Consider the following 6,128-nt stretch of genomic DNA (forward strand, 5'->3'; position numbering starts at 1 on the left):
GTAGAAACGTTTCCTGGGAAAAATTTATTGATTAAAATTGGAAAACTCATTAACAGGATCGAGTTTATAGCCAAACAAATAGATACTATTTTATTCTTCACAGAGTATATAGGTAGCGATACTATTGAATAGAGAAACGCTAAAAAAATAAGCACGAAATACTCTGTGCTGCTAATTAGCGGCGCCCTTAATGATAAAAATAGATAGGCACCCCACACGATGATATGCGCTTTACGAATTGACTCTAGATTACTCATCTACCTACTCCTAATATTTAAAGGGAATCCATTTTTAGTTTACATTCTCTTTCAAACAAGTCATAAGCATTTTATGATATTTCCTTCTTCTACATTAGGTAAAGTTGAAATACATTTTTTGCAAGTGAAAATATTATTATTATTTGAAACCCCCAAATATCTATCCCTTTTCTAGACCTAAACCAAGTCAGATTAAAGATACAAATATAATGATAAGGCTTTCTTTTACTTTAGACTACCATAAAACAAGGAATCTTTCAACAAAATTCATTGGCAAACTACTATTCTAGAAGATTGACAGCTCAAATCTTTCAGAATAGAACTATCCTGACTATCGAACACCCTAACTTCATAAATATCTATGTAATTATAGACCTAGAATTCCTATAAACTAAATGTTTTCGCGCTATTCTAAGCTATTGATAGCCTTAAATGTTAATTTTTGAGCAATTCTAAAGCTAGAATAGTCCCGTCACAATCAGTTTTGAATTATTATACTCAATGAAAATCAAAGAGCAAACTAGGAAACTAGCCGCAGGCTGTACTTGAGTACGGCAAGGCGACGTTGACGTGGTTTGAATTTGATTTTCGAAGAGTATTAACAATTTAGAAACACTATGATTCTACTCCTTTTACATTAAAAAGGAACTGCATAAAGCAATCCCTTTCTGATTTTGAAATTATTTACTTAAAATTTGATAGTTGAGATAATCAATAGCCCATCTATAAAAAGAGTTATAGTAAAATTCCTTATTTATTGATTTCAAGCTCCGACAACTGTGTTTGAATAACTGACAGTTCTGCACCAGCCTGAAGAAGAGCAGCTGCAGTATAGGCACCTTCTACAATTGGAACCCTATTGATCATGATACTTTTATCACTGAAATCAGCCACCATTTCTAAGTTCATTTTAGCAGAACCTAGGTCAAAAAAGGCTAATAAAGTATCTGCTGGATTTTCGGAAACAACCCTATCTACTTGATCAAAACTTGTTCCAATTCCTCCATCTTCGGTTCCTCCTACATAAGTAATCGGAACATCTTTAGCTACTTCACTAATCAGTTCAACAACACCTTCTGCAATGTGTTTGGAATGTGAAACGATAACAAGACCAATACTTCCCATTAAACCACCCCAGTCTCTAAAAGAGCAGTAAAGAGTAAACCTGATGAAAATGATCCAGGGTCAATATGTCCCAGAGAACGTTCTCCTACATAAGATGCTCTTCCTTTAGTTGCAAGTAAATCTTTGGTAGCATTCACTACCTGATCAATAACCTCTTGAGTCAATTGGCCAGCAGACAAGGCAGCAATAACAGGAGTCCAAACGTCAACCATTGTCTTTTCTCCAACTTCTGCTTTCCCACGTTTGACAATCATATCCAAACCGCTTTGTAAGATTTCCTCTATTTTCGAATTAGAATCAACCTTGGACATGCCCATAAAAGCAGAGCCATACAAGGGACCAGAAGCACCGCCTACCTTACTCAGTAGTTGCATTGAGACAAGTTTAAAAACATCACTGCTTGTTTCAAATTGCTTTCCTTCTAAGTTTTCCATAACTGCAGTCATGCCACGCGCCATATTTCCACCGTGGTCTCCATCTCCTATAGGAGTGTCTAGCTCACTAAGATAATCTTTCTGTTCTTGAATCTTTTTATTAAAAAGCTTCATCCATTCAAGAGCTTGTTCAGCATTCATGCGACATTTCCTCCTTGAGTTTTACCAAGCTGGGGTAATAACAGGTGCATTTAGAGCATCCAACCACTCATCATCTGCCAATCGAATCAATGTTAATGACAAGCCAGCCATATCAATTGATGTCATATAGTTTCCAATTTTCTTAAACGCCAACTCAACACCTTTTTCATGGAGTAATTTTGCCACATCATTTGCAAATACGTATTGTTCCATAAGAGGAGTGCTTCCTAAACCATTAATGAGAAGGCCATAGCGTTCGCCTGATTTAAGTTGGAAACCTTCAGATAATTTTTCAACCAACTCTGATGCCAATTGTGCTGAAGGTTGCATTTTCTCTTTTTTATATCCTGGCTCACCATGAATACCAACTCCATATTCAAATTCATCATCTTCTAGAACAAATCCTGGTTTCCCAACTTCAGGAACGGTTGCTCCAGACAGGGCCAGCCCTATTGTTTTAATTTCTAAAACAAGTTTATCTGCCAAGTCCTTCATTTGAGCTAATGATTTACCAGAACGAGCCGCATCACCCAAAATTTTATGGACTAATATAGTACCTGCGACACCTCGACGACCTTGGGTATAGAGACTATTTTCAACCGCAATATCATCATCGACTACAACACTTGCTACATCAATACCTTCCATTTCAGCAAGTTCTTGTGCAATTTCAAAGTTCATAATGTCACCAGAATAGTTCTTGATGACCATGAAAACTCCAGCACCTTCATCAGCCGCCTTGATGGCTTCTAAAATTTGGTCCGGAGTAGGTGAAGTGAAGACTGCTCCACAAATGGCAGCAGACAACATTCCATCTCCTACAAATCCAGCATGACTTGGTTCATGTCCTGAACCTCCACCTGAAATGAGTCCAACTTTTCCTGTCTTTTCTGCCTTTCTAACAATGACATCAAATCCATCTAAACGTTCTACCAAGTCATCATGCATGAATGACAATCCCTGCAACATTTCATCAACAACTTGTGTCGGTTCATTTATAATTTTTTTCATGAGAAACTCCTTTCGGCATTTACCTTTGTTTTCGCTTTCATTATATATTTTTTATCGCTGGCTGATAAGGGACAGATTCTATTATTTGTCCCCTTTTAAACCCGTTTCAAACATTTTTTTGGTAAAATGAAGGAAGTAAAAGAAAGGTTTCCTATGGCATCATCACTTATTACAAAAAAACGGATTGCCAAGGCATTTAGAGACCTATTAGCTACTAGAGAATTTGACAAAATCTCCATTGTAGATATCATGGAATCAGCTGGCATTCGTAGACAGACCTTTTATAATCACTTTCTTGACAAATATGAACTGCTCGACTGGATATTTGAAAATGACTTAACCGAGTATATCACCAATAACTTGGACTTCATTTCAGGACAAAAACTATTACAAGAATTATTTTTTTATTTCGAACAAGAGCGTGACTTTTATATTCAACTTTTTGATATTCAAGGACAAAATAACTTCTATGACCAATTTATCAGCTACTGTCGCTTGCTTGTATCAAAAATTTTAAGAGAATACGGTCAGATTGATATCGATTCATCTGCTTATACTTGCTTTTTGTTAGACTATCATTCACATGCTCTAGCAGAAATCGTGAAGGCTTACGTCAATAAAAAAAGTCCAGTTCCACAACCAGACTTTCTAATCATAACAATTATTGGAAAGAGACCACAATGACATTTATTTCAAATCATAAACAGAAAATTATTTCAAGTTACATTTCGGCAACTGTCAGCAGTCATCCTGAATTAGAAAAACACCCTACTTTACCACTAGTCTACCAAAAAAATCGCAATCCTCATCAGGTTCCAATATTGTCGGGTGGAGGTTCCGGTCACGAACCTGCGCATATTGGATATGTGGGAAAAGGAATGCTTACCGCTGCTATCTACGGCCAATTATTTACTCCTCCTACAAGAACTGAAATCTTAGAGTCCATTCGTTTTTTAAACAATGGTCAAGGTGTCTTCATCATTGTAAAAAATTTCGAAGCAGACATCAAAGAATTTAGTTCGGCCATTAATACTGCTAGACAAGAAGGAATTAAGGTCGGCTATAGTCTAGCACACGACGATATTTCAATTGAACCTCGCAATAGATTTCAAATTAGAGGAAGAGGGCTCGCAGGGACTATTTTACTTCATAAAGTTCTAGGATATGCAGCTCAAAATGGTGCCGACATCGAGCAACTAACTGATTTAGGTCATGAACTTGCTCCCGAAATCGCAACAATTGGCTTTGCAACGAAATCTGCTAGTCTCCCCCAAGCCACCTTTCCACTATTTAACTTGGAAGAAGGAAATATTTCTTATGGTATTGGGATACATGGCGAAGAAGGTTATCGTATCGTCCCATTCCAATCATCGGAAATCCTTGCAAATGAAATTATAAGTAAATTAAGATTGCACTATCATTGGAAAAAGGGTGATCAATTTATATTGCTTGTAAATAATCTAGGCACTACCAGCAACTTAGAAATGGGCATATTTATCAATGATCTCCTTCAACTCTTAGAAATTGAAGGAGTCACTATTACCTTTATAAAATCAGGAACATTTATGACCAGTCTAGATATGGCAGGTATATCCGTAACTCTTTGCCCCGTAAAAAATAAACAGTGGTTAGAAGCGCTCAATGCTCCAACGACAGCTTTTGCATGGTAATTTAATTGTATAACTCAAAAGGGCTACATCACTTGATAGCCCTTTGCTTTTATCTTATACTCAATGAAAATCAAAAAGCAAACTAGGAAACTAGCCGCAGGCTGTACTTGAGTACGGCAAGGCGACGTTGACGCAGTTTGAATTTGATTTTCGAAGAGTATTACGTTTAAAAGAACTCATTCTTGCAATTTCAAATAGGACATCTATCCCTTACAATTCTTCCGATGAGCTTTGAGTTTTTTGCTAGCCCAATCATAGTGACTTGACGTGCTACTGACAAAATAGGAACCTAGACTTGTCCCACCCGTCCACTTATAGACACCTTTGGTAAAGAGTTCGTCATTGTTAAAAACTTCTATCAACTCTAAAACCTTCCTATGTGATTGCGCCAATAGTCTAGTCGCCTCTTCTAAGGAGGTTTTCTGGTGCTTCTTCCAAAAAGCGATATTCATTTCTCCATAAGTTTTCCAATTATAAGATTCAGGGAGAAAAGGTCTTTCGTGACCTTTTTGATTGGAATGTACCCAAGTCAAAAGTAACTGCTGCCATTCATAAAGATGGATCAAGACATCCCGTAGATTTTTATCCCTTTTCCAGTGAGCTTCTTTTTTCTTTGGGTCTCTTGAAAAATCAAATGGAATCTGTAGCTCATCTTCACTTAGTTGGGAGATGAAACGATTGAGCTTTTCATAGTTTTCCTTAGAGGCCAGCATTAGCTCCTCTTTTGTTTTCGGTCTAGGCACAGAGTTCTCCCTTCATATTACTAGTTATTATTAGAAATTTTTTATCCTTTAAATCTCTATAACTTATCCTTTAATTTCTCAACAAAGAGATAGGCTGCTGGACAGGTCAAGGTATTCTTAATAGTCAAATGGTTGATTTGATGGATTTTTTTCCTGTCTGTATGGGGAAATTCACGACAGGCCTTTGGACGAACATCATAGATGGAACAGAGATTATCTCCTCCTAGAAAGGGACAAGGCATGGATCTAAAAACCTTATCGCCATCTTCATCTACCTGCAGAAACTCCGCTTCAAAAGCTGGTAATTTCATCTTAAAGTACTTAGCAATACGAGTGATGTCTGCTTCCTTGAAGTCAGGTCCCAATGTCTTGCAACAGTTGGCACAGGCAGTACAATCAATTTCCTCAAATACTTCTTGGTGAATCTGCTGGGCTATCTTATCTAGATTTTTTGGTGGCTTTTTCTTTAGATTGGCTAAAACTTTACGATGCTCCTTCTGCTTTTGTAAGGCTAGCTGGTGGTAATATTCAATATCAATTTCTTTAGACATGATTTCTCTCTAATACAAGTGTTTTTGTCTATTATATCATAAACAAAGCCCCTTTTTTGCCCCCTAAATAATCGAGTAGGGGATAATCTCTAGCCCCTCTCACACCACCGTACGTGCCGTTCGGCATACGGCGGTTCAACTACTTTTAACGCATGTCGTTCAAGGTAATAATCCAAACACGAAACCAGTCCACGTT

General features: G+C 37.2%; 7 protein-coding genes and 1 pseudogene. 2 read left to right on the forward strand and 6 right to left on the reverse strand.

Annotation, left to right across the window (positions count from 1 at the left end):
- The 4 genes and pseudogenes from GEZ85_RS09525 to dhaK form a co-directional block, all read right to left on the reverse strand.
- A pseudogene (locus tag GEZ85_RS09525) lies at positions 1-257 on the reverse strand (hypothetical protein); the annotation flags it as partial.
- A gap of 750 nt (positions 258-1,007) precedes the next feature.
- Complete coding sequence (gene dhaM / locus GEZ85_RS09530; protein WP_150923150.1) at positions 1,008-1,382, reverse strand: dihydroxyacetone kinase phosphoryl donor subunit DhaM; 375 nt, start codon at positions 1,380-1,382, stop codon at positions 1,008-1,010.
- On the reverse strand, positions 1,382-1,957 hold the full coding sequence (gene dhaL / locus GEZ85_RS09535) for a dihydroxyacetone kinase subunit DhaL (protein ID WP_153209133.1): 576 nt from the start codon (positions 1,955-1,957) through the stop codon (positions 1,382-1,384). The genes dhaM and dhaL overlap by 1 nt, the downstream gene beginning before the upstream one ends.
- Before the next feature lie 21 nt (positions 1,958-1,978).
- The gene (gene dhaK / locus GEZ85_RS09540; RefSeq protein ID WP_153209136.1) at positions 1,979-2,968 is read right to left on the reverse strand and encodes a dihydroxyacetone kinase subunit DhaK; all 990 of its coding nucleotides are present in this window, start codon (positions 2,966-2,968) and stop codon (positions 1,979-1,981) included.
- Between the two features lie 153 nt (positions 2,969-3,121).
- Here dhaK and dhaS point away from each other — a divergent pair, with 153 nt between their 5' ends.
- Positions 3,122-3,652: a dihydroxyacetone kinase transcriptional activator DhaS gene (gene dhaS, locus GEZ85_RS09545; RefSeq protein ID WP_153209138.1), complete on the forward strand. Its 531-nt coding sequence runs from the start codon at positions 3,122-3,124 to the stop codon at positions 3,650-3,652.
- Positions 3,649-4,638: a DhaKLM operon coactivator DhaQ gene (gene dhaQ / locus GEZ85_RS09550; RefSeq protein WP_153209140.1), complete on the forward strand. Its 990-nt coding sequence runs from the start codon at positions 3,649-3,651 to the stop codon at positions 4,636-4,638. The genes dhaS and dhaQ overlap by 4 nt, the downstream gene beginning before the upstream one ends.
- Positions 4,639-4,841: 203 nt before the next feature.
- On the opposite strand, the gene GEZ85_RS09555 is transcribed toward dhaQ, so the two are convergent.
- Together GEZ85_RS09555 and GEZ85_RS09560 are read right to left on the reverse strand one after the other, a co-directional pair.
- Positions 4,842-5,381, reverse strand: coding sequence for a ClbS/DfsB family four-helix bundle protein (locus GEZ85_RS09555; RefSeq protein ID WP_322741427.1), 540 nt, complete (start codon positions 5,379-5,381; stop codon positions 4,842-4,844).
- Positions 5,382-5,437: 56 nt separating this feature from the next.
- On the reverse strand, positions 5,438-5,932 hold the full coding sequence (locus GEZ85_RS09560) for a YkgJ family cysteine cluster protein (RefSeq protein ID WP_153209144.1): 495 nt from the start codon (positions 5,930-5,932) through the stop codon (positions 5,438-5,440).
- Positions 5,933-6,128: the final 196 nt, after the last annotated feature.

The sequence above is a fragment of the Streptococcus mitis genome (assembly GCF_009496205.1).
GTDB classification, from domain to species: Bacteria; Bacillota; Bacilli; order Lactobacillales; family Streptococcaceae; genus Streptococcus; species Streptococcus mitis_BN.